Origin of the sequence: Amycolatopsis sp., assembly GCF_025464955.1 — a bacterium.
Classification (GTDB): Bacteria; Actinomycetota; Actinomycetes; order Mycobacteriales; family Pseudonocardiaceae; genus Amycolatopsis.
In genome coordinates, this window is sequence record NZ_JAODNM010000137.1 from 75709 (window position 1) to 101064 (window position 25356).

General features: G+C 65.8%; 29 protein-coding genes, 2 tRNA genes and 4 pseudogenes. 23 read left to right on the forward strand and 12 right to left on the reverse strand.

The features are described 5' to 3' along the window. Positions 1-12: 12 nt before the first annotated feature. Together JWQ81_RS35460 and trxA are read left to right on the forward strand one after the other, a co-directional pair. Positions 13-438, forward strand: coding sequence for a MerR family transcriptional regulator (locus JWQ81_RS35460; protein ID WP_297548472.1), 426 nt, complete (start codon positions 13-15; stop codon positions 436-438). Continuing rightward, positions 439-783, forward strand: a complete 345-nt coding sequence (gene trxA / locus JWQ81_RS35465) for a thioredoxin (RefSeq protein ID WP_297548474.1) — start codon at positions 439-441, stop codon at positions 781-783. A gap of 50 nt (positions 784-833) precedes the next feature. Here trxA and JWQ81_RS35470 read toward each other — a convergent pair whose 3' ends face one another. Beyond that, a complete protein-coding gene (locus tag JWQ81_RS35470; protein WP_297548476.1) occupies positions 834-2072 on the reverse strand; it encodes an FAD-dependent oxidoreductase in 1239 nt (412 codons plus the stop codon). Between the two features lie 151 nt (positions 2073-2223). Between JWQ81_RS35470 and gltX the strand changes: the two genes are divergently transcribed. The 5 genes from gltX to JWQ81_RS35495 all read left to right on the forward strand — a co-directional run bounded on the left by gltX (position 2224) and on the right by JWQ81_RS35495 (position 5405). Beyond that, positions 2224-3702 (forward strand): glutamate--tRNA ligase, encoded by a 1479-nt coding sequence (gltX, locus tag JWQ81_RS35475; protein WP_297548478.1) that lies wholly within the window; start codon positions 2224-2226, stop codon positions 3700-3702. Positions 3703-3859: 157 nt separating this feature from the next. Beyond that, positions 3860-4594 (forward strand): HAD family hydrolase, encoded by a 735-nt coding sequence (locus JWQ81_RS35480; RefSeq protein ID WP_297548540.1) that lies wholly within the window; start codon positions 3860-3862, stop codon positions 4592-4594. Between the two features lie 68 nt (positions 4595-4662). Further along, positions 4663-4734, forward strand: a tRNA-Gln gene (locus tag JWQ81_RS35485). A gap of 59 nt (positions 4735-4793) precedes the next feature. After that, positions 4794-4866: transfer RNA gene (locus JWQ81_RS35490), tRNA-Glu, on the forward strand. A gap of 395 nt (positions 4867-5261) precedes the next feature. Then, on the forward strand, positions 5262-5405 hold the full coding sequence (locus JWQ81_RS35495) for a hypothetical protein (RefSeq protein ID WP_297548480.1): 144 nt from the start codon (positions 5262-5264) through the stop codon (positions 5403-5405). Between the two features lie 396 nt (positions 5406-5801). Here the strand turns inward: JWQ81_RS35495 and JWQ81_RS35500 are convergent, their stop codons facing one another. Continuing rightward, positions 5802-6524, reverse strand: a complete 723-nt coding sequence (locus tag JWQ81_RS35500) for a recombinase family protein (protein WP_297548482.1) — start codon at positions 6522-6524, stop codon at positions 5802-5804. Between the two features lie 62 nt (positions 6525-6586). Between JWQ81_RS35500 and JWQ81_RS45165 the strand changes: the two are divergent. Further along, a pseudogene (locus JWQ81_RS45165) lies at positions 6587-7438 on the forward strand (acyltransferase domain-containing protein); the annotation flags it as partial. A gap of 151 nt (positions 7439-7589) precedes the next feature. Here the strand turns inward: JWQ81_RS45165 and JWQ81_RS35510 are convergent. Then, on the reverse strand, positions 7590-8228 hold the full coding sequence (locus JWQ81_RS35510; RefSeq protein ID WP_297548486.1) for a TetR/AcrR family transcriptional regulator: 639 nt from the start codon (positions 8226-8228) through the stop codon (positions 7590-7592). Positions 8229-8331: 103 nt separating this feature from the next. Between JWQ81_RS35510 and JWQ81_RS35515 the strand changes: the two genes are divergently transcribed. Together JWQ81_RS35515 and JWQ81_RS35520 are read left to right on the forward strand one after the other, a co-directional pair. Then, positions 8332-9786, forward strand: a complete 1455-nt coding sequence (locus JWQ81_RS35515; RefSeq protein WP_297548488.1) for a DHA2 family efflux MFS transporter permease subunit — start codon at positions 8332-8334, stop codon at positions 9784-9786. 32 nt (positions 9787-9818) lie between these two features. Next, positions 9819-9998: pseudogene (locus JWQ81_RS35520) on the forward strand (LLM class flavin-dependent oxidoreductase); the annotation flags it as partial. On the opposite strand, the gene JWQ81_RS35525 reads toward JWQ81_RS35520, so the two are convergent. Further along, positions 9941-10063: a hypothetical protein gene (locus JWQ81_RS35525; RefSeq protein ID WP_297548490.1), complete on the reverse strand. Its 123-nt coding sequence runs from the start codon at positions 10061-10063 to the stop codon at positions 9941-9943. The pseudogene JWQ81_RS35520 and the gene JWQ81_RS35525 sit on opposite strands and share 58 nt — an antisense overlap. A gap of 14 nt (positions 10064-10077) precedes the next feature. On the opposite strand from JWQ81_RS35525, the pseudogene JWQ81_RS35530 reads away from it, so the two are divergent. Continuing rightward, positions 10078-10512: pseudogene (locus tag JWQ81_RS35530) on the forward strand (MsnO8 family LLM class oxidoreductase); the annotation flags it as partial. Positions 10513-10563: 51 nt separating this feature from the next. On the opposite strand, the gene JWQ81_RS35535 reads toward JWQ81_RS35530, so the two are convergent. Both JWQ81_RS35535 and JWQ81_RS35540 read right to left on the reverse strand, forming a co-directional pair. Continuing rightward, complete coding sequence (locus JWQ81_RS35535; RefSeq protein WP_297548542.1) at positions 10564-10722, reverse strand: hypothetical protein; 159 nt, start codon at positions 10720-10722, stop codon at positions 10564-10566. A gap of 119 nt (positions 10723-10841) precedes the next feature. Further along, a complete protein-coding gene (locus tag JWQ81_RS35540; protein ID WP_297548544.1) occupies positions 10842-11093 on the reverse strand; it encodes a hypothetical protein in 252 nt (83 codons plus the stop codon). Positions 11094-11409: 316 nt separating this feature from the next. Here JWQ81_RS35540 and JWQ81_RS35545 point away from each other — a divergent pair, with 316 nt between their 5' ends. The 3 genes from JWQ81_RS35545 to JWQ81_RS35555 are packed head-to-tail and all read left to right on the forward strand — an operon-like array spanning position 11410 to position 13571. After that, complete coding sequence (locus tag JWQ81_RS35545) at positions 11410-11538, forward strand: hypothetical protein (protein ID WP_297548492.1); 129 nt, start codon at positions 11410-11412, stop codon at positions 11536-11538. Between the two features lie 21 nt (positions 11539-11559). Beyond that, complete coding sequence (locus JWQ81_RS35550; RefSeq protein ID WP_297548494.1) at positions 11560-12408, forward strand: sugar phosphate isomerase/epimerase; 849 nt, start codon at positions 11560-11562, stop codon at positions 12406-12408. Continuing rightward, positions 12405-13571, forward strand: coding sequence for a Gfo/Idh/MocA family oxidoreductase (locus JWQ81_RS35555; protein ID WP_297548496.1), 1167 nt, complete (start codon positions 12405-12407; stop codon positions 13569-13571). Before JWQ81_RS35550 ends, JWQ81_RS35555 begins: the two co-directional genes overlap by 4 nt. 480 nt (positions 13572-14051) lie before the next feature. Here the strand turns inward: JWQ81_RS35555 and JWQ81_RS35560 are convergent, their stop codons facing one another. Continuing rightward, positions 14052-14576: a hypothetical protein gene (locus JWQ81_RS35560; protein ID WP_297548498.1), complete on the reverse strand. Its 525-nt coding sequence runs from the start codon at positions 14574-14576 to the stop codon at positions 14052-14054. A gap of 735 nt (positions 14577-15311) precedes the next feature. On the opposite strand from JWQ81_RS35560, the gene JWQ81_RS35565 reads away from it, so the two are divergent. Further along, on the forward strand, positions 15312-16232 hold the full coding sequence (locus JWQ81_RS35565) for an NADP-dependent oxidoreductase (RefSeq protein ID WP_297548500.1): 921 nt from the start codon (positions 15312-15314) through the stop codon (positions 16230-16232). A gap of 21 nt (positions 16233-16253) precedes the next feature. Here JWQ81_RS35565 and JWQ81_RS35570 read toward each other — a convergent pair whose 3' ends face one another. From JWQ81_RS35570 to JWQ81_RS35580, 3 genes are read right to left on the reverse strand one after another with little or no spacing between them, the layout of a single operon-like run. Then, positions 16254-16895: an isochorismatase family protein gene (locus JWQ81_RS35570; protein WP_297548502.1), complete on the reverse strand. Its 642-nt coding sequence runs from the start codon at positions 16893-16895 to the stop codon at positions 16254-16256. A gap of 60 nt (positions 16896-16955) precedes the next feature. Beyond that, the gene (locus JWQ81_RS35575; RefSeq protein ID WP_297548504.1) at positions 16956-18044 is read right to left on the reverse strand and encodes a hypothetical protein; all 1089 of its coding nucleotides are present in this window, start codon (positions 18042-18044) and stop codon (positions 16956-16958) included. 25 nt (positions 18045-18069) lie between these two features. Continuing rightward, positions 18070-18729, reverse strand: coding sequence for a GntR family transcriptional regulator (locus tag JWQ81_RS35580; protein ID WP_297548506.1), 660 nt, complete (start codon positions 18727-18729; stop codon positions 18070-18072). A gap of 254 nt (positions 18730-18983) precedes the next feature. On the opposite strand from JWQ81_RS35580, the gene JWQ81_RS35585 reads away from it, so the two are divergent. The 7 genes and pseudogenes from JWQ81_RS35585 to JWQ81_RS35610 all read left to right on the forward strand — a co-directional run bounded on the left by JWQ81_RS35585 (position 18984) and on the right by JWQ81_RS35610 (position 22576). Then, the gene (locus tag JWQ81_RS35585; protein ID WP_297548508.1) at positions 18984-19448 is read left to right on the forward strand and encodes a DUF5624 domain-containing protein; all 465 of its coding nucleotides are present in this window, start codon (positions 18984-18986) and stop codon (positions 19446-19448) included. Then, positions 19417-20163: an aldolase/citrate lyase family protein gene (locus JWQ81_RS35590; protein ID WP_297548510.1), complete on the forward strand. Its 747-nt coding sequence runs from the start codon at positions 19417-19419 to the stop codon at positions 20161-20163. Before JWQ81_RS35585 ends, JWQ81_RS35590 begins: the two co-directional genes overlap by 32 nt. Before the next feature lie 7 nt (positions 20164-20170). Next, entirely contained in the window at positions 20171-21055 is an 885-nt protein-coding gene (locus JWQ81_RS35595) for an amidohydrolase family protein (RefSeq protein ID WP_297548511.1), read from the forward strand. A gap of 85 nt (positions 21056-21140) precedes the next feature. Further along, positions 21141-21380: pseudogene (locus tag JWQ81_RS45170) on the forward strand (alpha/beta hydrolase); the annotation flags it as partial. Positions 21381-21426: 46 nt separating this feature from the next. Then, on the forward strand, positions 21427-21882 hold the full coding sequence (locus tag JWQ81_RS35600) for an alpha/beta fold hydrolase (RefSeq protein ID WP_297548513.1): 456 nt from the start codon (positions 21427-21429) through the stop codon (positions 21880-21882). 198 nt (positions 21883-22080) lie between these two features. After that, complete coding sequence (locus JWQ81_RS35605) at positions 22081-22305, forward strand: hypothetical protein (protein ID WP_297548515.1); 225 nt, start codon at positions 22081-22083, stop codon at positions 22303-22305. Next, on the forward strand, positions 22295-22576 hold the full coding sequence (locus JWQ81_RS35610) for a hypothetical protein (protein WP_297548517.1): 282 nt from the start codon (positions 22295-22297) through the stop codon (positions 22574-22576). The genes JWQ81_RS35605 and JWQ81_RS35610 overlap by 11 nt, the downstream gene beginning before the upstream one ends. On the opposite strand, the gene JWQ81_RS35615 is transcribed toward JWQ81_RS35610, so the two are convergent. Together JWQ81_RS35615 and JWQ81_RS35620 are read right to left on the reverse strand one after the other, a co-directional pair. Beyond that, positions 22573-23538 (reverse strand): aldo/keto reductase, encoded by a 966-nt coding sequence (locus tag JWQ81_RS35615; RefSeq protein ID WP_297548519.1) that lies wholly within the window; start codon positions 23536-23538, stop codon positions 22573-22575. The genes JWQ81_RS35610 and JWQ81_RS35615 overlap by 4 nt on opposite strands. A 46-nt stretch (positions 23539-23584) precedes the next feature. After that, positions 23585-24031, reverse strand: coding sequence for a nuclear transport factor 2 family protein (locus tag JWQ81_RS35620; protein ID WP_297548521.1), 447 nt, complete (start codon positions 24029-24031; stop codon positions 23585-23587). A 492-nt stretch (positions 24032-24523) separates the two neighbouring features. Here JWQ81_RS35620 and JWQ81_RS35625 point away from each other — a divergent pair. After that, on the forward strand, positions 24524-25356 hold an 833-nt coding region (locus tag JWQ81_RS35625; protein WP_297548523.1), incomplete at its 3' end, for a DUF222 domain-containing protein.

Sequence of the window (25356 nt, forward strand, 5' to 3'; positions counted from 1 at the left end):
ACGATCGAAGGCATGCGAATCGGTGAGCTCGCGCAGCGCACGGGGACCACGACACGGGCCCTGCGGTTCTATGAATCGCAGGGCCTCCTCGACGCGCCGCATCGCACGTCCAACGGGTACCGCGAGTACGACGAAGAGGACTTGCGGCTCGTCAACGAAATCCTGACCCTGCAGACGGTCGGTTTCACACTCGAGGACACGCGCCCCTTCGTTGCGTGCCTGCGGGCGGGCAACGAGTCCGGGGATTCCTGCGTCGACTCGATCGAGGTCTACCGGCGCAAGCTGGCCGAAGTCGACGCGTGTCTCAGTCGGCTTTCAGCTGTGCGCACGGGGCTCCACGAGAAGCTCGCCGAGGCGTTGACCAGGCAAGACGTCCCTGTTTACCGAGCGGATCCGTGTGTCGTCGCGGACCCGCTCCCCGCGCTTGAGGAGCACTGAATGTCCGTTGCAGTTTCCGGTGAGGTCCTGCCCGTCACCGACGCCACCTTCGCCGAAGAAGTCCTGAAGCACGGCCAGCCGGTCCTCGTGGACTTCTGGGCGACGTGGTGCGGGCCGTGCCGCATGGTCGCGCCCGTCCTCGCCGAGATCGCCGCCGAGCGCGCCGACTCGCTGACCATCCGCAAGATCAACGCCGACGAGAACTCCGAGACCATGCGGACCTACCAGGTGATGTCGCTGCCGACGTTGATCCTGTTCCTCGACGGCAAGCCCGTGCAGGCCTTCGTCGGCGCCCGCCCGAAGACCCGCCTCCTGGCCGAGTTGGATGCCGCCCTGGCCGTCTAGAGTTCGTGAGTGTTCCGGCCGGTTCTAGGCGGCCGGAACGCTCACGAGTCTTAGGCCTGCCGCTTCGCGAAGTCGGGCGCGTGTTCCGGCCGGAACCCGATGCCGATCAGGTACGCCGGGAAGAACGACAGCTGCGGGATGAGCGTGAACAGCCTGGCCATCCCCGGCGGCGGACCGTTGCGCTTGCCGGCGAGCACCGGCATCAACGCCAGGTGTTGCAACCCGCGCTGCAGTACCTGGACCAGGAAAGTCGGTGTCAGGCGACGACGCCGGACCTTCGCGAGGTCCTTCGGCGTCACCTGCCCGCGCAGCAGCGGCCCGGCGAGCAGATGCGCCGTCGCGACCGCGTCCTGGACCGCGAGGTTGATCCCGACCCCGCCCATCGGCGACATCGCGTGCGCCGCGTCGCCGATGCACAGCACTCCCTTGTCGTGCCAGCGGCGCAGGCGGTTGAGCCGGACTTCGAGGAACTTGACGTCGTCCATCGATTCGAGCGTGTCGACGCGGCCGGCGAACCACGGCACCAGGTCGGCGATGTCACGCCGGAACGACTCGATCCCCTTGGCCCGCAACCGCGCGTCCGTTCCCTTGGGCGCGAGGTAGGCGATCTGGTAGTAGCCCTCGCGCGGGATCAGGACGCCGAAATGGCCGTTGCGCATCTGCGGGGTGAGCGCCGATCCCTGGTCTCCTTCGTACCTCGGCAGGCGGAACCACCAGGCGTCGAAGCGGACAGGGAGCTCCTTCGGCTTCAGGTTCGCCAACCGGCGGACGATCGACCAGCGGCCGTCCGTCCCGACTGTGAGGTCGGCGTGCAGCTCGCCGTCGGTGCCGTCCGCGGTCCGGTAGTGCACACCGGTGACCCGGCCAGATTCCCGAAGCAGGCCCGTGACCTCGGTGTTCATCCGCAGGGTGAACGTCGACTCGGCCTTGCCTGCCTCAGCCAGCAGGTCGAGCAGGTCCCACTGCGGGACCATCGCGACGTACGGGTGATCGACCCTCAGCCGCGCCATGTCGCCGAAGATCAGGTTGGTCTCCGCATCGATCGCGAAGCCGACCTTGTCGAGCTTGCTTTGCGGCAGCTCGGCGAAGCGTTCGCCCAGCCCGAGTTCGTCGAGCAGTTTCAACGTCGTGGGGTGCACGGTGTCGCCGCGGAAATCGCGCAGGAAGTCGTTGTGCTTCTCCAGCACGGTCACCTCCACCCCGGCCCTAGCGAGCAGCAGCCCCAGGAACATCCCCGCGGGACCGCCACCGACGACTACGCAGGTCGTGCGTTCAGTCGGCTTGTTCACGGTCATCATCCCCTTTTTCATCACTTGTTGAATAAACTCACCATGCACCCGGAGTCCTCGGTACGTCAACCCCTCCCGTCGCCCACCACCACCCTTTTAAGGTGACGCTCCGCGTCGCAGCCTCATTGGGCCCAGATACGCTGATCGGGCTATGACTGACACCACGCCTGTACGCGCGCGCTTCTGCCCATCGCCGACCGGTACCCCGCATGTCGGGATGATCCGCACGGCCCTGTTCAACTGGGCTTTCGCCCGCCATAACGGCGGCAGCCTGGTGTTCCGGATCGAGGACACGGACGCCGCGCGCGACTCCCAGGAGTCCTACGAACAGCTGCTCGACGGCCTTCGCTGGCTGGGTATCGACTGGGACGAGGGCCCTGAGAAGGGCGGCGAGTACGGGCCATACCGCCAGAGCGAGCGTCGCGACATCTACGCCGACGTCGCCGCGAGGCTCCTCGCAGCCGGCGAGCTGTACGAGGCGTACTCGACGAACGAAGAGGTCGAGGCGCGCCGTAAGGCCGCGGGTCAGGACCCAAAGCTCGGGTACGACAACTTCGACCGCGAACTCACCGATGAGCAGCGCGCCGCGTTCGTCGCCGAGGGCCGGGTGCCCGTGCTGCGGCTGCCGATGCCGGCCGAGGACATCACGTGGACCGACCTCGTCCGCGGGGAGATCACCTTCCCGGCCGGCACGATCCCGGACCCGGTTCTCGTGCGCGGCACCGGTGACCCGCTGTACACGCTGACCAACCCGGTCGACGACGCGCTGATGCGCATCACGCACGTCCTCCGCGGTGAGGACCTCCTGCCGTCGACGCCGCGCCAGATCGCGCTGTACGCGGCGCTGCGGCGCATCGGGGTCACCGACTTCACCCCCGAGTTCGGTCACATGCCGTCGGTGCTGGGTGACGGCAACAAGAAGCTGTCCAAACGGGATCCGTCGTCGAACCTGTTCCACTACCGGGACCGCGGGTTCATCCCCGAGGGCCTGCTGAACTACCTGTCGCTGCTCGGCTGGTCCATCGGCGACGACCGCGACGTGTTCAGCACGGAGGAGCTCGTCGCCGCGTTCGACATCACGAAAGTCAGTTCGAACCCGGCGCGCTTCGACGTCAAGAAGGCCGAGGCGATCAACGGCCAGCACATCCGCGCGCTCGGCGCCGAGGACTTCGTCACGCGCGTGATCCCGTATCTCGCCACCGGCGGTGTGCTGCCGGCGTCGCCGAGTGACGAGCAGCTCGCGAAGCTGCGCACGATCGCTCCGCTCGTCCAGGAGCGGATTATCGTGCTGTCGGACTCCGTGGACATGTTGAGGTTCCTTTTCATCGACGAGGAAACCTTTGCCCCGGAAGAAGATGCCGCGACGAAGGTGCTCAACCCGGACGCCGAGCCTGTACTGCGCACGGCGATCGGCGCGCTGGAGGCACTGCCCGCGTGGGAGACCGCGGCCATCGAGCAGGCACTCAAGGACGCGCTCGTCGAAGGGCTGGGTCTCAAGCCCCGCAAGGCTTTTGCCCCCGTTCGCGTCGCGATCACCGGCCGGACAGTTTCGCCGCCGCTGTACGAATCCATGGAGCTGCTGGGCCGCGAAGTCTCATTGGGACGCTTGAACCGGGCACTTCCCAAGTAACTGAAGTGATACGGCGCACCGACTCGGAGTAGAGCAGGCTCGGCGAAAGAGACCAATGGGTATCACCTCGTTGGCCGAATCGGTGGCGCGCTGGTTGCCCTAACCTCGCTAGGTGGAATCCTCGTTCGACCCTTGGTCCCCGCCCGCGCTCCGGTTGGTGTGTCTGGACATCGACGACACGCTGATCAACTGCACGGCGGCGCTGCGCCGCACGCTGCACGCGCTGACCGGCCGCGGGGACATGTGGCCGCTGTGGGACCTCATCACCGAGGAACATGTCGCACTCGTCGTCGCAGGCAAGATCGAGTACGCGTCGATGCACGAACGCCGGACTGAGTGCTTCCTGGCCGAGCTCGGCGTCGTCGTCGACGCGGCCGAGGTGCTCAGCTTCGAACGTCGTCGCCGTGAGCTGCTCTCACGATCGTGGCGGCTCTTCGACGACGTCCTGCCCTGCCTGGACTGGCTACGGGCCGCCGGTGTCCTCCTCGCGGCCATCACCAACGCCTCCGGCGCCCACCAGCGCGCGAAGATCGCCGACCTCGGCCTGGCGCCCTACTTCGACCACGTCGCCATCGCCGGCGAACTCGGCGTAGCCAAACCCGATCCGGTGATCTTCACCTCGGTTTGTCTCGCCCTCGACTGCGCCCTGACGGCCACCGTCCACGTCGGCGACAAACTCGACACCGACGCAGTCGGCGCCCGCGATGCCGGCCTCGGCGCCGTCTGGCTCGACCGCGACGACACCGGACTCGCCACCCCCGACGGCGTCCACCTCATCAGCGGCCTCGCCGAGCTGCCTGAGCTGCTGGTTTCCGAATTCGCCACGATCGGCGTCCCGGCCCCGCGCACCCAGCGCGACCCCCTTGTCCGAGCGCGCGACAGGGTAAGCTAGTATTTCTTCTCGGTGGAGCTGAGCCAACAAGGGCCGTGAAAGCGGTTCAGGTTAACTCAGAGTCACAGTGGGGTATGGTGTAATTGGCAACACAGCTGGTTCTGGTCCAGTCGTTCTAGGTTCGAGTCCTGGTACCCCAGCTGCGAAGAGTGAACAAGCCTCTGGTAAGTTCTTCCTCGCAACAAGAGAAAAGTTCAAGGCCCCCGTCGTCTAGCGGCCTAGGACGCCGCCCTCTCACGGCGGTAGCGTGGGTTCGAATCCCATCGGGGGTACGTTTCAGATCTACAACAGCGATCCCGGCCTGTTTACCAGGCTGGGATCGCTGTTTTTGCGTGTCATGCATGGTCACAGTGTCCTCCTGGTTGGTGATTGCGGTTGCTGTGTCAGCGACCTGCGTTAGGTCGGCGGCGGGCAGGGTGATGGTGACGTCGACGTCGTCCGTGCTGCTGAGGCGAACGGTGAGTTGGGTCGTTTCGAACAACTGCCGGAGTAGTTCAGCCGGTGCCCGTGTCAGGTCGGCGGCCAGGTGGGGGAGCGCGTCGAGTAGCTCCTGGTCGGCCATGGTGGGTGTTTCGGGAATCACGCGCTCGGTCATCTCCAGTTCGACCAGTTCGGACCGTAGAGCCTCCAGTTGGTTGTGCAGGTCGTTGTAGGTCTGTCGGAGTCCTTGGCTGAACGGGTCATCAGGGTCGCCACTTCGTGCCTGCCGAAGGACGATGGCCTGCTCGCATTCGATCTCGGTCAGGCGGTGTTCGAGGCGGGCTTTGTCTGCCTGCTGCTTCGCCGTGTCGTGGTCGTCCACTCCGGCTAACTCCGCGGTGAGGATCTTCCGTCGGTCGGGCCCGAACACACGGGTCTCGTAGAACCCGGCAATGGCATCGAGGAGTGCTGACTCTCTAGGAACCTGTCCAGCCGACCGCGGTTGTTCCGACGTGGGTAACACTGGTAATAGAGAACACCGCGTCTCGCGGTGCCGACCATGCGTCGTCTGCAGGGGCAGAACAGCATCCCGCGGAACAAGTAAGTCCGGATCGTCTGCGGATGGGAGTTGGGCTCGCCGCCCTCGCGGGAGCCTTGACGTGCGCGTCGGCGGGCGTTGAGTTCGTCGAACATCCACTTCGGGATGATCGGTTCGTGCGATGGTTCGGGTGACCACACCCACTTGACCGGATCGTTGAGCTCACCATGGCGCGATCTCGTGGCGCGCCTATTGAAGACCTGGTAGCCGGTGTATTTTCGGGTTACGCAGGATGCTGGCAACCGTGGACTTGCTCCAGGCGTTGCGCGCTCGGGCTTTGCAGGGCGGCTCCGGCGGTGGGTAGCGCGCCAGGTCGGCGTTGAGGCGGTCGGCGATGGTGTCGTAGCCGATCTTCTCGTGGTAGCGCCAGGCCGCAATCTGGGTGACGGTCTCCGCCTTGATGCCATCTGGCTCGAGCCGCGACTTTGTCTGTCCCATGGCGGCCTTCATCGGGTTCGGATGGCGATGCGCCTTGGCCCGGTAGCCGTACGGCGGCATCCCGATGTTCCATCCCTCGCGAACATGCGCGCACAGACCACCCCAGGACTGCTCCAGAGTGTTGAGAACCTCGTACTCCGCGACGGACTGGTTGATCCGGCGTTGCAGAACACGCTGAGCGCGACTACCCGAGAGTGTGATCGACTCGTTCGACGCGAAGATCGGGACCTGTGTCTCGTCGAGAGCTCGCTCGATCGAGAGTCCTTCGAAGGTGCGGCGAGCGACTCTCGCGATGCTCTCGCAGACCACGACGTCGAAGCTCCGGTCGGCTCTCGCGGCCTGCTCCAGTAGGTCCGCGATGCCACCGTCGCGCGCGATGGGGACGTCGAACCGCTCGTAGTCGTGCCCTGCCCGCGCTTGTCGAGTGCGAGCCGGCCCGACTCGACGTCGTAGAAGTGCGCGACGATCACCCACGCCGCCGGGAGCGCCGAGCGGGATCGGAAGAGGTGCTGGCCGTGATCGGCGACCGGACGGAAGTGCTCGCCGTCGCGGCGGTCAACGGCCCGGCTTCGGTGGTCGTCTCGGGTGCCGAGGCGGCGGTCACTGACCTCGTCGCTGGGTTGACGGCCTCCGGGCGGAAGACCAAGGCCCTCAAGGTAAGCCACGCGTTCCACTCCCCACTGACCGAGCCGATGCTGGCGCGGTTCGGCGAGGTCGCGGCTGGACTTGAATACTACGAGGCGAAGATCCCGATCGTCTCCGCGCTCACCGGCCGGCAGGCGACCACCGCTGAGCTGGCCGACCCGGCCTATTGGGTGCGGCACGTCCGCGGGGCAGTCCGGTTCGCTGACGCCGTTCGGACACTGCACGAGGCCGGCGTCACCGCTTACCTTGAGCTAGGCCCGGACGCTGTACTGCTGCCGATGGTGCGTGAGTCCGTGTCTGAGGCAGGTGTACTGGTCCCTGCGCTGGTGTGGGGTCGCCCAGAACTGTCGACCTTCCTCGGGGCGCTGGCCGGGCTTTGGATCCACGGTGCCGCTGCGTTGTTCCCCGGAGCTCGGCGGACCGAATTGCCTACCTACGCCTTCCAGCGGAGGAGTTTCTGGCTCCGGCCTGTCGTATCCGGAGCCCAGGTGCCGGCTCCGGCCGTTGCGGCGATTGTGGAGCTATCCGGGCAGGTGGACCTGCCGGTGATCCCGTCGCTAGACGGGCGACTCGCCGGGCTAGCCCGGTCCGAGAGTGAGGAACTGCTACTGGAGGTGGTCCGGGAGCAAGCCGCAGAAGTCCTCGGCTACTCGTCGCCTCAGGCCATCGGTACCGAGGACAACTTCCTTGAGATCGGGTTCTCCTCGTTCAGCGCGCTGGAGGTGCGGAACCGGCTGTGCGAGGTGACCGGATTGCTGTTGTCGCCGGTGCTGATGTTCGACCATCCGACACCGGTCGCGGTGTCGTGCGATACATCCACGACGAGCTCGCCGCCGCGGCGTCCTGACCACTGTGTCGATGTGCTTGACCGAGTCGCCGTGGGCTCGGGGCGGCTCAGAGCGTGGCGCGGTTGCCGAACGCCCGCAGGAAGGTATCCACCCCGGCGGCGACGGCTTTGGTCAGGTCGGCATCGTCGATCTTGCGGGTGCCGAGTGCGGACAGCGTCGGCAGCTCGTCGACGATCAGGGCGACGAACTGATTCGCTGCCCGCAGCGGGTCCGCAAGTTCGAGATACCCGGCGTTGGCCAGCCGGGCGAGTTGTCCGGCCAGCGCCTCGGTGGCCTGGTTGGGGCCGCTGTCCCGGATCGTCTCGAACAAGTCGGGGAACCGCACTATCTCCGATTGGAGCAGCCGCCGCAGCGCGGTGGACTGGTCATCGGCGAAGCATTCGGCGAGCTTGTGCGCAACCCCGAGCAGACCCGCGCGAAGGTCTTCGGGATGGGTGGGGAAGGCGCCCAGCGCGTCCATGGTCTTGGTGTTGGAGCGGGACGCAATCTCGGCGAGGGCGTGCCGGAACAGGGTCTCCTTGTCACCGAGGTGGTTGTAGATCGTGGCCTTGGACACGCCCGCCTCGGACGCGATCGTGTCGACGCTGGCTTGGCCGTAACCCTCGCGGGCGAACACGCGCAGGGCGGCCTCGAGGATCGCTTGGCGTTTGCCCACTCTGCCGTTGGGGTGGCTTTCGTCTGTCAAAGGGGGCCTCGACTTTCTTGTTCCGGTCATGCTAGCTTACTCGCCATCATAGAAAACTGTACGGTACAGTTTTCTGACCTAGCCAGTAGAGCTGGAGAGCTGGATGTCTGAAGCGCCTCAGGAACGGCTGGACGCGCCGCTCTTGCGTCTGTTGGGTGTGATGGTGCTGGGCGGGATGATGTCCTATCTCGATGCCACCATCGTCAACGTCGGAATCGATACCCTGGTCGGGAAGTTCCAGACCACGCTCGCCACTATCGGCTGGGTGAGCACCGGCTACCTGCTTGCCGTCGCCGTGGCCATTCCGATCACCGGTTGGACGATCGACCGGTTCGGGGCTCGGCGGATGTGGTTCCTAGGGCTCAGTCTGTTCCTGCTCGGCTCGGTGCTGTGCTCCTTTGCCTGGAACGCCGGCAGCCTCATCGGCTTCCGGGTCCTGCAGGGCCTCGGCGGCGGCATGGTCGACCCGATCATGATGACCGTGGTCGCCCGTGCGGCCGGGCCGAACCGGATGGGCCGCGTGATGGGCCTGATCTCGATGCCGATCACCCTCGGCCCGGTGCTGGGCCCGATCATCGGCGGGTTGATTCTCGACAACCTGACCTGGCAATGGATGTTCCTGGTCAACGTCCCGGTGGCGCTGGCCGCAATCCTGGTCGCGATCAAGTATGTGCCCAAGGACGAGTCCGCCGCCAAGACCACACCGATCGACTTGCTTGGCATCGCCCTCCTCTGCCCGGGTTTCGCGGCTCTGGTCTACGCGCTCTCGCAGGCGGGCGTGGTGGGCTTTGGCAGCGCCAGGGTGCTCGTGAGCCTCGGCGCGGGCGTCGTGCTCTTCGCCGGGTACATCAGGCATGCGCTGCGCACCAAGCTCACTCCGCTGCTGGACATCCGACTGTTCGCCAGCCGCGGGTTCACCGCCAGCGTGACGACTATGACACTGCTTGGCGGCGCGCTCTTCAGCCTACTGTTTGTGCTCCCGCTGTACTACCAGCAGGCGCGTGGGCACAGCGTGCTCGAAGCTGGGCTGCTGCTTATGCCGCTCGGCCTGGGCACGTTGATCGGCATGCCGATCGCCGGCAATCTCGCCGACAAGCTCGGTGCCAAGAGGTTGGTCCCGGCTGGTGCCGCGCTAATCGCGATCGGGTCGCTGATGTACACCCAGGCTGACAGCGGCACCTCGCAGATGCTGCTCACCGCGTTCCAGGTACTTGTCGGTTTCGGCATGGGTCTGGTCGGTGCTCCGACCATGGGCGCTGTTTACCGCACAGTGCCGATGGAACAGGCCGCCACCGCGACCGGTGCTGTCTTCATCCTTAACCAGCTCGGTGCGTCGCTAGGCATCGCGATTGTCGCGCTGATCCTGCAAAGCGGCTCGGTGGACGGCAAACCAACCGCGACCGCCTTCGCCAACGCGTTCTGGTGGTCTTTCGCCGCCGCGATCGTGGTGCTCGTCGCCGGGTTCCTGCTCCCGGGCAAGCCCGAACCTGCCCCAGCGACTTCCCCTGTCGAGGCTGTCGACGAGGACGTCTCGGCGAACGTGTCCGACCACGCCTGACCTCGACCCGGTACACGACAGGAGGCAACAGCATGGCTGAACAACTGCCGATCCCGGTTTCGGTACTGGAGGTGGGCCCGGTCTGGCACGGCTCGTCCGCGGCGGAGTCGCTTCGCCACACCCTGGAGTCGGCCACTGCAGTCGAAACGCTGGGTTACCACCGATTCTGGGTGGCCGAGCACCATGCCACCCCGTGCTTGGCCACCGCGGCCACGGCCGTCCTGGTCGGCCAGGTCGCCGCCGCGACGACGACGCTGCGCGCCGGCTCCGGTGGCATCCTGCTGCCAAACCATGCTGCCAAACCATGCCCCGCTGGTGCTGGCCGAGCAGTTCGGTACCCTAGAGGCGTTCTGCCCGGGCCGGATCGACCTAGGCCTGGGCCGGGCCCCTGGCACGGACCCGGTGACCGCCGCAGCGCTACGCCGGACCAGCGCGAGCGAGGATTTCCCCAGTCAGCTGGACGAGCTCGCCAGCTATTTCCGCCCGCTGGCCGAGCGGGGCGGGCGCACCGCGCTCACCGTCGTGCCCGCCGATCAGTACAAGCCGCCGTTCTGGATCCTCGGATCCAGCCTCTCCAGTGCCGAACTCGCGGGTTCGCTTGGTCTTCCGTACGCCTTCGCGAACCAGATCAATCCGAGTGGGACGGCTGCGGCACTGGCCCGCTACCGCGACTGCTTCACTCCTTCCGCCCAGCTCGACCGGCCCCAGACGCTCATCTCCGCACTGGTTGTCGCAGCAGACACGGACGCGGACGCGCACCGACTGGCCGCTCCGTATCTACTGGGCCGGATCTTGCAGCGGACCATCGGGAGGCTCGATTCCTTCCCCGACCAGGCCGTGTGCGAGCGGGTCGTCCGCCGCAGCCGCGGCGGTGGGTACTGCGGCGGCCGCGAGTACTGCGATGGCCATGACCAGCCCTGCTCTGGATGTTCGCACCGAAATTTCCTTTCGCCCGTGAACAGATCGAGTGGAGTCTCACGGGCGCGCGAGCGGAAACGATCAGCCTGGAGTACGAACTTCCACTGTTCCCTCAGCCTTGCGAATGAGTGGGGCGGTTACTCCGCGAGGATCGCGGTGACGAACTGGTCCGGGTCGAAGTCCATCGCCTGGTGGGCCTGGCCGTGCAGGTCGACGATCGTGGCGCCGCCGATTTGCGTGGCGACTGCTTTGGTCGCCTCGCGGAGGTACGCCGGGCTCTCGGTGCCGAGGAGCAGCCGCACTCCGACGGTGATCTTCGCCAGGCGATCGGTGGCCCAGAACCGCCGGACCTCGTCCAGTTCCCTGACCAGCGTATGCGCCGGAGCCAACCGGGCAAGCCAGATCGGAGTGCCTTTCAGCGCGTCGATGGCAGCCTGAGGGAGCTCGAGGACCTCACGGTAGAACGTCTCCAGCGCCTCTTCCGGCCCAGTGGCCGCTTTGAGTGTCTCGAAGCCTTCCGGGCCTGCTCACTGGAAGCGGCTCTTCTCACGGACGCGATCGGCCGGTTGAGTCCACGGCGCCACCTCAGACCGGACGCGGTGGGCACCGATCCGTGAGCACGAAGACCAGCGGCGGGCCTTCTCCGAGACTCTCGAAGCCGATTACGGTGCCATCGCGAGACACGACCGAGTTGAGCATTCAGCCATGCCAATGCCGATCGTGCTGCCCTTGAAGGCACTGTTTTTCGCTTGGTGGGAAGGATTGGCCGAGGCGTTGGCCGGAGGACGCCAGAGGTTGGCCGAGGCGGGGCATGATGAAGCGGAGCGCGACTGACCTGACCGTAGGAGGAATTCCGTGACCGTAGCCACCTCGACTCTCAGCTGGGCTCTGTCCGGTTTCGGCGACGAGATCGACGCGGATCCGGTCGTCCAGCTGTCCGTGCTCGAAGCGCTGGGCGCACGTCACCTCGAGCTGCGGGGCGCCTGGGACACCGGCGTACTCGACCTCGATGCCCGGCAACGAGGCGTGCTGCGGCAGCTGCTCGACGAACGCGGGTTCGAGGTGTCCGCCATCGCCTCTCCGCTGGGCAAGGTCTCGCTCGACCTTCCGGTGGAGGCCGAGGTGGAGCGACTGGCCACCGCGATCGACGTCGCCCGTACGTTCTCCACTCGCTATATTCGGATGTTCTCCTTCTACCAAGAGGGCCGCGACCCCGCTGCCATGCGTGACGGCGTGCTGGTACGGCTGCGCGCCATGGCGGACGTCGCCGAGCGCGAGGATCTCGTTCTCCTGCACGAGAACGAGAAGGACATCTACGGTGACATCCCTGAGCGGGTCCTCGATCTCATCGAGTCCGTCGGCTCCGATCATCTGCGCATCGCTTGGGACAGCGCGAACTTCGTCCAGGTCGGCAACCGCCCGTTCACCGATGCCTATGCCAGCCTGCGGCCGTACTTGGAGTACGTGCAGATCAAGGACGCCGTCGCCGCAACCGGCCATGTCGTCGCAGCAGGGGAGGGAGACGGCGAGCTGCTCGAGACCCTGACCGCCCTTCGGGACGATGGCTATCAGGGCTTTGTTTCGCTAGAACCCCACCTGTCCGCGGCACACGCGCTTGGTGGCTTCTCCGGGCCTGCCGCCTTCGGCCGGGCCGCTCGTGCTCTCCGGCTGATTACCGACGACCTGGGAGTGACGCTGTCATGACCGGCCCGATTCGTGTCGCCCTCGTCGGTTGCGGCGCCATCGGCCGCAAGCACGCCCTTGCCGTCGAACAACATCCCGCGTTCGCCCTGGTCGCGGCGGTGGATCCGGTAGAGGCGTATTCGGCGGCGTTGCTCGCCGACCACGCGCCGACCTCACCCGAGCCGGCGGCCTACTCGACGCTGCCGGACGCGCTGCGCGAATGTCGCATCGACCTGGTGGTGATCTGCACCCCCAGTGGCACACACCTGGACCTCGCGCAGCAGGCGGTCGACGCCGGTACGCACGTCGTGATCGAGAAGCCGCTGGATGTCAGCGTCACCCGAGCGGCCGCGTTCGCCCGGCGGGCGGCGAACACCGGCAAAGTGGTCACCGTGATCAGCCAGCACCGGTTCGACCCGGCCAGTGTCGCGGTGGCCCGTGCTGTGCACGACGGCTCGTTCGGCAGGCCGACTTCAGCGGTGGCGTCGGTCGCCTGGTGGCGTGATCAGAGCTACTACGACGGCGGTGATTGGCGCGGCACCTGGCGCCTCGACGGCGGTGGTGCCCTGATGAACCAGGGTGTGCACACCTCGGACCTGCTCTGCTGGTTTCTCGGCCGCCCGGTCGAGGTGCAGGCAACCGCGAGCCTGCTTGCCCACGAGCGCATCGAGGTGGAGGACACGGTCGCAACCACGATCCGCTTCGAGTCCGGCGCCATCGCGGTCCTGCTCGCCACCACAGCCGCCTACCCGGGACTGACCGCACGCCTCCAAATCCACGGCACCGAGGGCTCCGCCGTCATCGACAACGACCGCCTTGAGTACTTCCACTCGGCAAAGTCCGCCGACCACCACCGGCCGGGCGGAGCCGGCAGTGTCACGGGCGGCGCCGTCACCGGAAACCAGGCAGAAGCCGAGGTCGGCTTCGTCAACACCCCTGCCGGGCCACACGGCGACCAGGACTTCGTGCTCGGCCATCGACGTCAGTACGACGACATCGCACGGGCGATCACCACCGGCACCGAACCAGGGGTGACGGTCGACGACGCACTGCTTTCCCTCGCGTTGGTCCGGTCGATCTACGTCTCCGCGGCAGTCGGTGAACGGATCTCGGTGGGGGAGGTGCTCGACGGCAAGTACTCAGACGTCCACCTGGACGTGCTCCGGGGCACCCGCGGCAAGTAAGCGAACAGTTCGACGGCGACGCTGGTGCGTCGTTGCGGTGACGCGTTGTCGGCAATGCTGTCGGTCGTGCAGCACCATTCGGCCCTGGAGATGTAGGCGTGCAAGGTGGTCCGCGTTCGGGGCGTGGCATCGGTGCCCCCAGACCCGCTCGACCAACCGATCGGACGCTACGGCGGCTCACAAGTCGTGCGCTTCATGGTTGCCGGTCACATCCCGCGCGAGTCGGTGTTCATCCCCTTTGACCAGGGATTCAAGTTTCTGTACAGAACCTCTTACGAACCGCCGGGCACCATCGACGCAAGCTCCCGACGTCCGACGGTTGGATGACGGTCTGCGCAAGCGCGATGGCTGGATGACAGTCCGGGTCAACGTGTGGGTCGGGCAATGCGTCGGCGATAGCTAGGTGAAGGGGTGAAGGCCGTCCGGTCCTCACCCCTTCACTTCGATACCCCTTCACTTCGATACGGGAGGGTCGTCCGATCAGGGGATCGACTTACCCAATGCGAGCAGAGCCGCCGGCGTAAGGAAGGTATACAGCGAGGTGAGCGTCAGAATCGCGCCGAGCACCTTTCCCGGAAGTCGCCCGTATGTCGTCGCCGCAACAGACAGGAAGGCCACCAGCCAGACCACGAGGATCGACTGCAGCATCCAGCTGCCGTCGAAGAACTTCCACCAGAACAGCGGCACGATCGCGACCGCTATCGCGAGGTTTCCGACGGGCCTGAGATCGAGCCCTTTGATCAGGACCAGGCCCAAGGCGACGAAGAACGTGGCATAGAACGTGACAATTCCCGCAAGCGGGATTCCGGCTGCCTCGGGTTTCGTCGCGATGATCAAGGCGGCTTGCACGGAGTCGACAATGCCGGCGAGCAAGGTCACCCAGCCGACGGTTTTGAGCGGGTCGGGCCCGTCGTCCGCGGCCTTGGCTCCGATGCCCAGAAAAGCAAGGCCGTTAAGCCATACAGCCAAGCCTGACACGACGAAGATTACGGTAATTGGCGGCACTTGTTACCCTTTCACGGTAGGTAGTCAGCGCAGCCATTCCGACCCTTCCACACTGGTAGAGTAGAGTCTGTCGTGGCCACGCTTCGTGCCCGGCGCAGGTGCTGGGAAGTAGTGATTTGCGCGGGCACAGCTCGGAGAGTGGTTGTTACACACGACGTGAGCTGCCGGCTACAACGGACGGATCAGGTCCAGTGGACGGCAGCTCACGTTGGGGAAGGTGCGCGCGTGAGCGTCACCATGGGTAGGTCGAATGGAAAGTCGCACCCTTTCGGGTGTGGTGAAATAGGATCGCACCGCACGTCTCTTCAATTGGGTACAGTCTGTCAACTGGGCGCAGCGTGAATTCCACGCAGGCCGGCCGGTGCGGCTGCCTGTGCGATTCTGCGAAACGTGCGCAAGAACTATCTCCTCGGGCGTTATGGACTCCTCCCTATGCTGGCACTGCACCAATTGGACTATTATTCTATTTCCAAACTGTTTCATCCAGAACGCGAAGTCGTTACCAGGCCGCTCGCCGTGTTAAGCGGATCGCTCCGACGCCTGGTAATGGCCCCGACGCCTCGGTGTTACTCAGTCAAGTCAAGATCGTCCGCGGTGCTCGGCGGGTGCCCGCGGGGGTGATGACCTCTCCCGGTCCCAGTCACGCTGCAGCGGGACGGTAGCGACAGCAGATGCTGTCATCACTCTGGCAGGGTGAGTGACGACAGATGTTGTCGTCACTCTGGAGGAGATCCGATGCGCACTCTTCGCTTTCACAACTACGGAGAACCGGCCGACGTGCTGCGAGTCGAGGATGCGGAGTCCCTCAGTCCTGGCCCGGGCCAGATCCGCGTCGCCGTTGAAGCGTGCGGCTTGAACCCGGCCGACTGGGCGCTGTGCGGTGGCCTGTTTCCCGGCGACCTGCCGCGCGGGATCGGGCTCGAGGTGTCCGGCACTGTCGACGCGGTCGGCGACGGAGTCACCGGCGTCGACATCGGCGGCCCGGTGTTCGGCTCCGCGCCCTTCACCGGCCCGTCCGCCGGCGCGTCCGAGCAGGCCCTGCTCGACCTGTGGTTCCCGCGCCCGTCCGGGCTCGACCCGGCCGGCGCCGCGGCGCTGCCGATGGCCGTGGGAACGGCCTACGCGGCGTTGGACGCACTCGGCGCCGGCGCCGGCAACACCGTGCTCGTGCACGGCGCCGGCACCACCACCGGGTATGCCGCGGCGCAGATCGCGATCCAGCGCGGGGCGCGCGTGATCGCCACCGCGGGCCAGACGTACGCCGACGCCCTGCGCGCCGCCGGCGCCGAGGTCACCAGCTACGGCGACGGCATGGCCGAGCGGGTGAGGGAACTGGCCGCTGGGCCGGTCGAACTCGTCCTCGACGCGGCGCCGTTCAGTAACGCGTTGCCGGAACTGGTGCGCACGGTCAAAGAGCCCGAGCGCGTGCTGACGCTCGGCATCCTCGAGGCAGACAACGAATTGGGGGTCCGTTCTGCCATCGGCGCGGGCGTCGGGCCGTGTTACGACGTGCTTGGTGAATTCGCGCAACTCGCGTCCGAGGGTCGCTTCTCGGTTCCGGTGGCCCGCACGTTCCCGCTGGAGGACTGGCGGACCGCCCTCGAACTGAGCCAGTCACAACAGGCGCACGGCAAGGTGGTGCTGCGGATCAGCTAGAGCCACTGGGCGACCGTCGGATCAGGCCTGACGTAGTGACTCGGCGAAGCGCATCGTGCCGGCCATTGTGGACTGGAGCATCGCGTAGGCGGGGGAGTTCGCTTGGATCTTGCGGAACGCTGCCACCGTCTGGACGTTGTCGTAGCTGACCTGCAGCTCAGAGGCGAAGGACAGCCAGGTTGTCAGGTTCACCCCGTACTTGGTCAGCCGCTGGATGGCGGTCTGCTGGCCGATCTCAGTCTGGGAGGCGGAGGCGTCGACGACCAGGGACACGTCGTAGTCACGCCGGAGCGCGCTGAGGCTCGTCTGCATGACGCAGCCGTCGGTCATCAGACCGCCGATGACCAGGTGCTTGACCCCGGTCGCGGCGATGGCCTGCTCGAAGCCGTCGAACGCGAACGCGTCGAACGACCCGGCGCGGTAGACGATCGGATGATCACCCAACTGTTCGGCCAGCTCTGGGTAGATCACTCCGCGCGGGTCCAGCTCGGGCCCCATGGTGACGACGAGAGGAACCTTGAAGGCCAGGGCGGTCTGGGCGAGCGCGCGGGCGCCCGCGACGTTCTGGGCGATCGTCTGCGATCCGATCATGCCGCCGAAGCCGGTCACATAGTCGATCAGCACGATTGCCGTGTTGCCGGCGGTGCGCCGTTCAATCTCCATCGGTTTCTCCTGAAGGAAGGCCATGCGGTTCTCGACCGGGCTGCGTCCGCGGCCTTTTCGTTACGGCGTAAAGGTGTAGATCACTGAATCGGTGCTGAACCGGACGTCCTCGGTCAGGCAGTTCGAGACCGCGACAAGGGTGTCGGTGTCGTCGGCGAAGACGGCGACGTCAGTGCCGCCCGAGGTGGTGAACTCTTCGACGACAACCAACTGACCCTGCTCCCAGCGGTAGAGCTGGGAGGCCAATCTGGTGGTGGGGTTCAGTCGGTCGCCGATGATGAAGTTGACCCGGACCACGTACAAGCCAGCGTCGGTGTCGATCACCGCCAGTTCCCGCCCGCCCGCTCCGGCCAACGTCTGGTGGTGGACGAACTTCGTCCCGTTCCACCGGTAGAGGATCGAGTCCGCGTCGATCACCGCGCAGGCCAGATAGGTCTCTCCGCCGTTGGTGAAGTTCGCGAACGCGCGGCCCGCGGACTTCACCAACGTCTGGTGCGGGACGAACTTGTCGCCGTTCCATCGGTAGAGCCGTGATTCGTCGCTGTTGTCGGCATGTGCGAGGTAATGCTGCCCGTCGATCTGGAAGAAGTGCCAGTTATAGGCCCACAGCGAGGGAATCTCCTGGAACGGCTGGAAGCGGGCGCCATCCCATTCGAAAATGATCGACGGGCGGTTGTCGTCCTTGGCCTGCGGCAGGAACACGCCTTGGGCGAGAGCGAGAAAATGGCGCTCGCCGATAGTGAAGTGCCGCCATTGCTTGGCCGCGAAAGTGGGGATGGTCTGGAACGGGACAAAAGCACTGCCGTCCCAGGCGAAAATCTGCGAATCGAGCTGATAGTCGTAGGGGCCGTTGCCGGCGCGGATGCTAGCTGTGGCCAGAAAAGCCTGTCCGCCGATCCGGAAGAACTCGGCGTCCTCGCCGCCAGGTACCGGCAGGCGTTGGTATTCGGTGTAGGACTCGCCGTCGCGACGAAGCAGCAGGAGGTCGGTGTTGCTGTTTCCACCGTTCATCCCAGGTGGGGTGCCCTCGGCGTCCGATGACAGTTGCGGAATCGCCAGGAATGCGTGTCCGTCCACGTCGAACGGCAATACCGCGCGGGCACCGGAGGTGGCGATGCGGAGTTTTTCCCGCAGGTGCTGACCGGTCACGAGCTGAACCTGCTTTCTTCGAAGGTCATCGAGACGGTTCGTCGACTTCGCGCAGGGCCGTGATGATGCTGCGGAAGTGCGTGCGTGTGGCGGCCTCGGCTTCGTCCGGTTCATGACGGGCGATGGCGTCGATGATGGCCAGTTGCTCGGGCAGCCAGAGTTGCAGCTTGCCGGGCCGCAGCATGAGCCGGAACTGGAACCGGACCAGCTGGTCCTGCAACCGATCCAGTAGTCGCTCCGCGACGACCTGACCGGAGATGCTGCGGATTCGGCGGTACAGCTGGAGATTGAGGTCCGAGTACTTCAGCGGCTCACCGTCGCTGACCGCCTGGGCGGTCTGCCTGCCGAGGTCGCTCAGTTCCAAGATCTGCTCATCGTTGGCCGCGACGGCGGCGCGAGCAGCGCAGATCCCGTCCAGCGCCATGCGGCACTCGACGACGGCAACGGCCTCGTCCGTCGAAATCGCCCGTAGCCTGGCGCCCTTGTTGGGAATGCGCTCCACGATGCCGTCGTCGGTGGCCAGATCGATCAGGGCCGCGCGAATCGCCGACCGGCTGACGCCGAACCGCTCGGCCAGTTCCGGCTCGACCAGCCGCTGGCCGGGGACCAGGTCGCCGTCCAGCACGGCTTTGCGCAGCGCGCTCAGTGCGAATCGTTTGCCGGGATCGCCGGTCATGGCCGTCATCTCGCTCCTCAACTGCCGGGTGGACCAACCCTAACACGTGTCGACGAAATCGTTAACGATTTCTAGCACGATAGTTGTCAAGATTCCGCTGACGTGCTTATGATGCCGTAGCCGACGCCGTGACGGAGCGATCTTCGCGAACCGCTTGGACTCGTCCCGCCGTGACTTCCAGTGTCGGCAGTGAGAGGACCTGCGCACGATGACGTCGCTTTTCAGCTACCACAGCCCCGAGATGGTCGACCTGTTCACCAGCTATGCCGGTAGCCCGGACGCGATTGGGCCGGTGCTGGGCCTCGCTCGTCAGCATCGACAATCACACCCGCGACGGTTCCTGGCGTCCGGAAGCCGAACGTCTCCTGCTGGCCACCGAGAAAGCCCGCGCCGCGAACAACGCCGCGCTGTGGCGGGACGTCATCGCGGTGGAAGCCTTTCAGGGGCGCGAAACGAAGATCGTCGAGATGTATGACTACTCGCGCGGGGTGACGATCGACTATCTTCGCCGGGCACTGGCTCGGCCGGGCTACTTGAGCGCTGAGACACTCCGCAGCGACTTCCTGTACCGCGACCCGGGCGACCACGGCGTCGGCCTGCCGCGAGAGACCGAGAGAAGACAACGAAATGACCACACCGGTACCCACCCGCCACAATCGGTTCCTCGATCGGCTCTGGGCCGGCGAGCCGACCCTGATGATGGGGATCAGAATCAGCCGCACCGCTGACATCCTCCGCATCGCTCACTCGACCGGACACCACGCCGTCATGATCGACCTCGAGCATTCGACGATGTCGATCGACCAGGCGGCCACGCTGTGCGCCTCCGCGGCCGACCTCGGCCTGACGCCGCTGGTGCGGGTCGCCGAGCGTGAGTACGGGGCAATCGGCCGGCTCTTGGACGGCGGTGCGCACGGCCTCGTCTTCCCGAGGATCGAAACCGTTCAGGAGGCGCTCACCGCCGCTCGTGCCTGCCGGTTCCCGCCGTACGGGCAACGTTCGCAGACCGCCATGGTTCCGCAGCTGGGCATGAAACCGACGCCGGCCGCCCAGTTGAACCCGGCGCTGGACGAGCTGACCGTGGTCCAGATTCTGATCGAGACTCCCACCGGGATCGCGAACGCAGATCAGATCGCGGCCCTCGACGGAGTGGATGTGCTCGCGATCGGGGCGAACGATCTGACCGCCGAACTCGGCGTCCCCGGGGACTACCGCGATCCTCGCTTCGCCGAAGCCGTTGCCACGGTCGCGGCAGCGTGCCGGCGGCACGGCAAGCTGCTGCAACTGGGTGGCATCGGTGACCTCTCGATCGTCGAGAAACTCATGCCCTTGGGCATCTGCCCGCTGTACCTGACCGGCACGGACGCCGACCTGCTGTTTTCCAGCGCCGCTGCCAGGGCCGAGAAGTTCGTTTCCTGGCACGAAAACCGAAACGAGGCATAACCCGACCATGCGTATCGACCAGCACAGTGATCCCCACGTGACGACCGTTCTGACGCCGGAAACCCTGACCAAGCCGAGCTTCGTGCTGCCCGAAGGCAGCTGCGACTCACATTTCCATGTGTTCGAGGAGGGCTACCGGCATGTGCCGAACGCCCTTTATCCGTTCCCGCAGGCAACGTTGGATCAGTATCTCAGCTCGATGGACGTACTCGGGATCGAGCGGATGGTGCTCGTCGCGCCCACGTACTACGGCAACGACAACAGCCTCACCCTCGAAGTCCTGCGCAAGGTCGGCTCGCGGTGCCGCGCGGTCATCCGAATTGACGACGACACAACCGATGCCGAGCTCGATACCTACCACGAGGCCGGAGCGCGAGCGATCCGACTCGACCTGTTCGCCCGCCGGTCATGGTCCACTGAGGACCTCATCGCCTACATCCGCGGCATGGCCGCCCGTACCCGGCCGCGAGGATGGCACTTGCAGTTCTACACACCGGGAACGGTTGTCCGGAATCTGCTGCCGTTCCTCGCGGAGCTGGAAGACACCTTCGTGATCGACCACATGGGATACATGCTCGAATCCGAAGGGCTGACCCAGGAGGACTTCGGGCGGCTGCTGACCGTACTCGACACCGGCTACTGCTGGATCAAACTCTCCGGCCCGTACCGGATCGCGAAGAAGAAGCCGCTGTCCTCGGTGGAACCCCTCGGCAAGGCGCTGGTGCAGGCTCGCCCCGACCGACTGATCTGGGGTTCGGACTGGCCTCACCTGTCCTTCCCGGAACTCGACACGGGTGAGCTACTCAATCTTCTGGCGGACTGGGCTCCTGACGAACAGGATCGCCGGAAGATTCTCGTCGACGGACCGGAAACACTGTTCTTCAACGCCTGAAAGGTGGGGCTAGGATTCAACCATGAGCAGTTCCTTGGCAAGGCGCAAAGTCATTCTCGTACACGGCTTCTAGCACGGAAGCTGGTGCTGGAGCCTCGTCACCGAACAGCTCGCCGCACGCGGTGTCCCGTCGGTGGCTGTCGACCTTGCCGGCCACAGGCTCAACAACCGATCCGCGGCTGCGCGGTGGGATCGTCCGTTCGATCCAGCTGCCTTCGCCACTGAGCCATCCGGCGTAGCCGCCGTCACGGCCTCATCGGCCGCCGCGACGCTCATCCGGCAGATCAAGACGATCGGCGGCGGCGAACCCTGCGTCGTGGTGGCGCACAGCATGGCCCGGCGCCGGCGCCGCCGCCGAGCTGGAGCCCTCGGTGTTCGCCCATCTCGTCTACGTGTGCGCGTTCGCTCCCGTCTCAGGTTCGTCCACCGCGGAATACATCACCAGCCCCGAGGGCGAGGGCGAGCAGGTGCTCGGCCTGCTCAGTGCCGACCCGGCCGTCGTCGGAGCCCTGTGCATCGACACCGGTGACCGCGACGCCCCGGCCGGAATCCCCACCGAAGCCATCACCGTGACGGCCGACCGGTACGGCACTGTGCCGCACACCTACGTCCTCTGCACGAAGGACAATGCCGTTCCACCGGCCTTGCAGCGACGATTCGTCCGCGAGATCGACGCCGTGTCGAACACTCCGACTCAGGTCGCCGAGTTCGACAGCTCGCACTCGCCGTTCCTGTCTCAGCCGGCCACCCTCGCGGACGTGATCGCCGGAGTCTCCCAAACGGGTCTGCCAACCAGGGGCACTTTTGTACTTTTGTGCCCTCGTTGAAGTCTCAACCAGGGCACTCCTGTCCACAAGTGCCCTCGTTGCACACGCGCGTAACCGGCGCGCACAAGGACCGCAACTCGACGGCGAGTTGCGGTGGTTGACGGGGATGTCGTCCACAGAGCGCGGACACACGATCACCACCAGTGGACGCGCGATCGCCAAAGGCAAAGGCATCGGAACGTCTTGGAGATTTCCACTATGAAGCCGAAGCGTTTGTCGGCGCCCGGTGCGCAGGCGGCAGTTGTTGCCGTCCGCGCGTCGGATCCGATGACCGAGCTCGGCGTGGCGACCATTCTCGGCGCGGATCGGCGGTTGACGGTGCTCGCCGATGGCGACTTCGCGCTCGCCGAGGTGATCGTGGTGGCGGAACAGCTCATCAATGGTGAAGTTTTCGCGTTCCTGCGCGAGGTCCGTGCCGCGTGATGCCGCCCCCGAGGAGTTGGCGGGGACGGTTCTCGCCGTCAGCCGGGGTGAGGCGCACCTGCCGCCTTGGCTGCAGGGAGGCCTGCTGAACGAGCTGGATCGGGTGCGGCACGACGTGTTGGAACCCAACGGGTTCACGTTGTCCGGTGTGTCGATGCTCGCGTATTCGACGAGCACGGTGAAGAACGTGTTCTCCGGACTGATGGCCCGTTACGGTCTCAACAGCCGTGCGCACGCTGTCGCCTTCGCCTTGCGTGCCGGGGTTATCTAGCTGAAGATCTCCGACACAGTGGCGAAGGCATCCTCGTCGAGTTCGACCTCGATGGCTTCGTGAACAGCCTGCCATTGTGCGTTGGTGCTGGGCGAGATGACCGGTGCGGTAACCACCGGATGCGCCCGCAGCCAGGCCAATGCCAACCCCGCCACGCTGACGCCTTTGTCCCGCGCGACATCTCGAAGTCGGGCGACTCGGGCGAGGTTCTCGGCAGAGTAGACACCCGGGTAGTACCGATCACCGGCCACCGCGATTCGGCTGCCCGCGGCCGGTGGGGCGCCGTCGAGATACCGATCGGACAACATCCCGCCGGCCAGCGGCGAAAAGGCCATGTACCCGAGACCCTCCGCCTCGACCAGCGGCAGCAGCTCCTTCTCGTCCTCGCGGTCGAGCAGGTTGAATCCGTTCTGAATCCACTCGGGACGCGGCAGTCCGAGTTTCGCGGCGGTGCTCAGGAGGGCTTCCAGCAATTCCGCGTCGACATTGCAGACCCCGTACGCCCTGATCAGTCCTGTTTCCTGGGCGGCAGTGAACGCGGTGAGTGTTTCTTCGAGCGGGGTGTTCGGGTCTGGTGCGTGCGACAGGTAGAGGTCGACTCTGCCCAGGCGGCTGATGCTCTGGGCGAGCTGCCGTTCGATGTGCGGGCCGGACAGGTCGATGCGTGGCTGCCCGGCCTGTACGGAAGTGCCCACCTTGGTCTCGACAAGGATGTCCTCGGGTAGCCGCTCCGCCAGCCAGCGACCGACGGTGCGCTCGCTTTCGCCGCCGCCGTAGCTGTCCGCGGTGTCGACGACGCGGATGCCCAACGCATGGGCTTCGCTCAACCGGTCGAGCCCCTGCTCGGCGTCGATGCCCAGGCCGCGCGTTGATTCAGCACCGCCGATGCCGCCGATCGAGCCCGCGCCGTAGACGAACTCGGTTATCTCGATTCCGGTCCTGCCCAGTTGCCGCTTGTCCATAAGCCGAGTCTACTCAAGATCGCGAAGGTGCCGCGCGGTAGCAACGTCAGTTGAAGACGGTCTCGGCGGGGAGGCCGGACTGGGCGAGGACGTCTTTCATGTTGTAGAAGTCGTCGTCGGTGAGGATTTTGTTGCCGCACAGGTGAAGGACGGCGACGGCGGGGACGGAGAACAGGGTGGGTGCGTCTCGGAGTTGTCCGCTGAAGGTCCAGCTGATCTCGACCTGGTCGCCGCCGGCGAATGCGTTGGTGACTTTGAGGCTGGCGTTGTGGACGAAGTACTTGGTGCTGCTCGACCAGCCGGCGATGCCGTCGCGGCCGGTGTTGGTGCGGTCGAAGGCGTGGTCGGTGTAGCGGGCACCGGTCGTGGTGAACAGGGTGGCGAGGCGCTGCGTGTCGCTGCTGGCCCAGGCGGCTTCCCAGGCGATGGCGATGGCGGGCAGTCTGCGTCGGCCGGCCTGGTTCGCGGTGTCGGTTTGCTGGGCGGCCGCCACGGAGGTTGCCGTGGTGCCGGTCTGGGGGTGGGGGTGCTCGCGGCCGCGGTGGATGTTGCGGCGGCGCCGAGGACGGCGGCCGTGAGGACGGTGGTGACGGTGCGGCGGATGGTGCTCATGATTCCTCCAGTGGGACAGCTGAGGCCGTGGGTTCCCGTTTACTGCAGCAAGGGCCGGGGCGAATGGGGGCGCGGTACGGGCCCGGGGGGCCTGTTTCGTTGTGCTGGTGGCTGCGTTTCAGGAGTGGCAGAAAGGGCTTTCCTTGCAGTGAAGGCACGTATAGGGCCGTTCGTACTTCGGCAATCACGGTAAGCGACCGGCCTCGTTTGTCTGGTGTATGCGTGAGTGACACGGCAAGCAGTTGCATGAGGTGAGCGGGCGTAATTCGTTGCTATGGCGGTGTTTCTGAATAATCGATGAACACGTTCCGCGATAATGTGTATCACCTGAACATGTTCCGATTGTACGTTCGATCCGTAGTAGAATAAAGGAGTGCCCAGCGTAACGACCACCCTCCCCGATCCCGCCGATATCCGGCGTGCCGATCCGGCGACGCTGGTCGACTACGCCCGGGCGATCACCCGGGAGATGAACCGGTACACCGCGCTGCTGGGTCTGGTGGTCACCAAGACCGAGACCGATGGCATCAAGGCGACTCATCAGTACACCTCCGCGGTGCAGTGGCTGATGCATACGACGGGGATGTCCGAGCCCGCGGCACGTCAGATCGTGGTCCGTGCCCGCGGCACCAACTCCTTGTACGCCATCGACGGGACAGAGATCCCCGGTGTCGCGCCGCTGACCGGTCTCGCCGCATTGGCCGGTGCCCTCACCCCCGCGCATGTCGACGTCATCGTGAAAACGATGACGGCGATGCCCGCGACGGTGTCGGACGAAGACCGGACGGCGGCGGAGAAGATCCTGGTCAACCTCGCCGTTAACGCGTCCCCGGTCGAGGTGAAGAAGGCCGGTGACCGGATCCTGGACACGTTGGATCCGGATGGGCCGGAGCCGAAGGATCCGCCGGAGAGACCGCAGCGGGAGCTGTCGTTCCAGGAACACCGCGACGGGTCCGCCACGCTCAAAGGCAAGCTCGACAACCTGGCCTACGCCCAGTTGCGGGCAGCCCTCGACCCGTTGGCGAAGCCGCACTCGACGAAAGAGGAAGGCCGCGACACCCGCAGCCAATGGGAACGCCACGCCGACGCGCTGGTCGACCTGGTCCGCCTCGCGATGACCGTGGACGAGATCCCGACTCACGGTGGTGACCGGGTCCATGTGGCGGTCACCGTGGACTACGAAACGCTGAAGTCCGGGATCGGGAC

What these genes read in the sequence shown, in the direction of transcription:
- JWQ81_RS35525 (WP_297548490.1), bottom strand. Translation starts at nt 10,063, where the DNA reads ATGCCACCGGAGCCGGCGCGCAGCGTCGTCGTCGCGGCGGCGACCTGG.
- gltX (WP_297548478.1), top strand. Translation starts at nt 2,224, where the DNA reads ATGACTGACACCACGCCTGTACGCGCGCGCTTCTGCCCATCGCCGACC.
- trxA (WP_297548474.1), top strand. Translation starts at nt 439, where the DNA reads ATGTCCGTTGCAGTTTCCGGTGAGGTCCTGCCCGTCACCGACGCCACC.
- JWQ81_RS35615 (WP_297548519.1), bottom strand. Translation starts at nt 23,538, where the DNA reads ATGGACAAGCGGCAACTGGGCAGGACCGGAATCGAGATAACCGAGTTC.
- JWQ81_RS35555 (WP_297548496.1), top strand. Translation starts at nt 12,405, where the DNA reads ATGACCGGCCCGATTCGTGTCGCCCTCGTCGGTTGCGGCGCCATCGGC.
- JWQ81_RS35605 (WP_297548515.1), top strand. Translation starts at nt 22,081, where the DNA reads ATGAAGCCGAAGCGTTTGTCGGCGCCCGGTGCGCAGGCGGCAGTTGTT.
- JWQ81_RS35590 (WP_297548510.1), top strand. Translation starts at nt 19,417, where the DNA reads ATGATGGGGATCAGAATCAGCCGCACCGCTGACATCCTCCGCATCGCT.
- JWQ81_RS35580 (WP_297548506.1), bottom strand. Translation starts at nt 18,729, where the DNA reads ATGACGGCCATGACCGGCGATCCCGGCAAACGATTCGCACTGAGCGCG.
- JWQ81_RS35460 (WP_297548472.1), top strand. Translation starts at nt 13, where the DNA reads ATGCGAATCGGTGAGCTCGCGCAGCGCACGGGGACCACGACACGGGCC.
- JWQ81_RS35545 (WP_297548492.1), top strand. Translation starts at nt 11,410, where the DNA reads ATGCCAATGCCGATCGTGCTGCCCTTGAAGGCACTGTTTTTCGCTTGG.
- JWQ81_RS35570 (WP_297548502.1), bottom strand. Translation starts at nt 16,895, where the DNA reads ATGGAGATTGAACGGCGCACCGCCGGCAACACGGCAATCGTGCTGATC.
- JWQ81_RS35565 (WP_297548500.1), top strand. Translation starts at nt 15,312, where the DNA reads ATGCGCACTCTTCGCTTTCACAACTACGGAGAACCGGCCGACGTGCTG.
- JWQ81_RS35595 (WP_297548511.1), top strand. Translation starts at nt 20,171, where the DNA reads ATGCGTATCGACCAGCACAGTGATCCCCACGTGACGACCGTTCTGACG.
- JWQ81_RS35585 (WP_297548508.1), top strand. Translation starts at nt 18,984, where the DNA reads ATGCCGGTAGCCCGGACGCGATTGGGCCGGTGCTGGGCCTCGCTCGTC.
- JWQ81_RS35515 (WP_297548488.1), top strand. Translation starts at nt 8,332, where the DNA reads ATGTCTGAAGCGCCTCAGGAACGGCTGGACGCGCCGCTCTTGCGTCTG.